The sequence below is a fragment of the Paraburkholderia sp. genome, from assembly GCF_026225065.1.
Taxonomy (GTDB): domain Bacteria; phylum Pseudomonadota; class Gammaproteobacteria; order Burkholderiales; family Burkholderiaceae; genus Paraburkholderia.
The window spans coordinates 1-2,717 of sequence record NZ_JAMFSB010000104.1; the positions used below are offsets into that span (position 1 = coordinate 1).

At 63.4% G+C, this 2,717-nt stretch carries 2 protein-coding genes; one reads left to right on the forward strand and one right to left on the reverse strand.

Annotated features, from left to right (window positions below; translation table 11 throughout):
• Nucleotides 1–2,348 (forward strand): penicillin acylase family protein (locus tag M0954_RS08045; RefSeq protein ID WP_297352550.1); only part of this gene is annotated, 2,348 nt, incomplete at its 5' end.
• Between the two features lie 127 nt (nt 2,349–2,475).
• On the opposite strand, the gene M0954_RS08050 is transcribed toward M0954_RS08045, so the two are convergent.
• Nucleotides 2,476–2,717 (reverse strand): GNAT family protein (locus tag M0954_RS08050; RefSeq protein WP_297352552.1); only part of this gene is annotated, 242 nt, incomplete at its 5' end.

Here is a 2,717-nt window from a genome sequence, read left to right on the forward strand (position 1 = left end):
CGGCATATCAGGTCGAGATTCGCCGCACTGCCCTCGGCATTCCGCATGTGAAAGCGGACGACTGGGGCAGCCTCGGCTACGGATATGGCTATGTGCAGGCCCAGGACAATCTGTGCACGATGGCCGACGCCTTCGTCACCTATCGGGGCGAGCGCTCGCGCTACTTCGGCGCTAAGGCGCGGCCGTCTAACGATGACACGTTCGGCCAGCCATCCAATCTCGACGCCGATTTTTTCTTCCGCTTCATCGACGACGGCGCAGCGGTAGCACGCTACCGCAACAGCCAGACGCCGGAAATGCGCGCGCTGGTGGACGGGTTCGCGAGTGGCTACAACCGCTATGTGGACGAGCTTGCCAAGGGCGAATTCGCTGGAGCGCATACGGCCTGCCGCTCGACGCCGTGGGTCGGCAAGATCAGCACGGCGGATGTTTACCGGCGTCTGTATACGGCTAACCTAGCAGGCGGCGCAGGCCGTTTTGTGTCTGCGATTGCGACAGCGCAGCCGCCAGGCGCTACGGCCGGCGGAACGAAGCCGATGGCATCCGCGACTTCGTCGCAAGGCTCGCCGGATTCGCAGAGCCTGGCGTCCACCGCTCCGCTCATGGATTTCGGCGGCCACGCTGGCGTGGGCAGTAATGGCCTCGCGTTCGGTGCCGACGCCACTCACAATGGCAGCGCTATCCTGTTCGGAAATCCGCACTGGTTCTGGAGCGGACCAGCCCGTTTCTACCAGGCACAACTGACCATCCCTGGGAAACTCGATGTCAGCGGTGTGTCGTTTCTCGGTTCGCCGGTGATCGAGATCGGTTTCAACCGGGACGTTGCGTGGACACACACGGTGTCCACCGCGTCGCGGTTCGGGCTGTTTCAGTTAAGCCTGGTGCCGGGCTCGACGACGTCGTATCGGTACGACGGACAGGTGGAAGCGATGACACCGACCCGCGTCACCGTTGACGTCCGTTCGGACGACGGCACGGTGCGGCCAGTCACGCGGACACTCTACCGTTCGCGGTTTGGGCCAATGCTCAACCTGAGTTCGATGTCGCCGGCACTCGTATGGAACACGCAACAGGCGTTCGCCCTGCGCGACATCGACGCGGACAACTTCCGCGTCTTCGAAAACTTCCTTGACTGGAATCAGGCGCGCTCGCTCGACGACTTCATCCGCATCCAGAAGCGGAATGCGGCGGTGCCTTGGGTCAATACGCTTGCCATTGGTCGCGGCGATCCGCGCGTCTGGTACGCGGACATCGGCGCCATCCCGAATGCTCCCGATAGTCTCGTGGAGCGCTGCACACCCCCCGTCGGCAAGGCGTTCGCCCACTCGATTCCGGGCGTGCCCGTGCTCGACGGCACACGCAGCGATTGCGACTGGCAGGTCGACCGCAGTGCTGCACAGCCTGGCGCGATGCCGGTCGCGCAGATGCCGAGCCTGTTGCGGCGCGACTATGTCGGCAATTTCAACGGCAGCTTCTGGCTCACTAATCCGGCTGAGCCCCTGACCGGCTACGCGCGGGTAATTGGCCCAATCGATGCGGCGCAGTCTCTGCGTACCCGCCTCGGCCACATGATTGCCGCACAGTTGCAGGCCGATCCAGCTGGCGTATCACCGGCCGCTTTGCAACGCGCGGCGCTGGACAGCCGCTCGATGTCGGCAATCCTTTTCAAGCAACCGGTGCTCGACCGTCTGTGCGTGACAGGCGACGCAAACGATCTGCAGCAGGCATGCGCCGTCCTCGCGGCATGGGACGATACCGCCGATGCCGACGCCCGCGGCGCAACGTTGTGGAACGTTTTCTGGGAGCATCTCCGGGATATTCCGGCGGCGCCGTTGTACGCCGTGCCGTTCGATCCTAAGCAACCGTTGACCACACCGGCCGGCATCGCGGTGGACCATGCAAAACTCGCGACGACAATGCAAGCCGCACTCGCCGATATGCACAACGCCGGCATTGCCATCAATGCACCGCGCAGCGCGGCGCTCTACGTGCAGCGCAACGATGAGCGCATTCCGCTCTTTGGCGGCTGCGACCCGGAAGGCTACTTCACGGCGGCTTGTGCGCAGCATCCGTTCGATGCCCGTGGCGACTCGATGAACGCAAATCCAAACGGCAACAGCTACCTGCAGGTGGTGCGGTTCGAGCAGGGCGAGGTTCTGGCCGATACGCTGCTCGCGTCATCGGAATCGGACGATCCCGCTTCGCCGCATTACGCCGACGGGACTCGCGAATATGCGAGCAAACACTGGATGCGGGTACCGTTTAGCGAAGAAGCGATTGCGCACGATCCGGCGCTGGTCACTCAGGTGCTGACGGCGCCGGCGTCGGACGGTGCGGCAGCGCGCTGATTCATGCTGCAGGAAGGCGTGGTTCAAGCGAGAGTCGCAGCGCGGCGGCCAGTGCGTGAGAACGTGAGCGCAGCGTGAACGCGCCGCTTACTCGGCGATCGGCCGGCCGTCACGCCCCATCCAGCCGTTAGCGCACGCGAGACGCGTCGAACGAGTAATGATACTCATCGCTTACGGCACCTTTGAACTCGTCTGCATGTTCGACCAGGCGGGTGCGGATAAATCCCAGAGACTCCACTAGTGCGATCGATGCCGCGTTGCGAGTGTCGATCTGCGCGTCGACTCGCGTTATCTGAAATGTTGCCAGAACACTCGATAGGGCAGCGGTTACGGCCTCTGATGCAATCCCCTGTCGTTGATAGCGAGGGA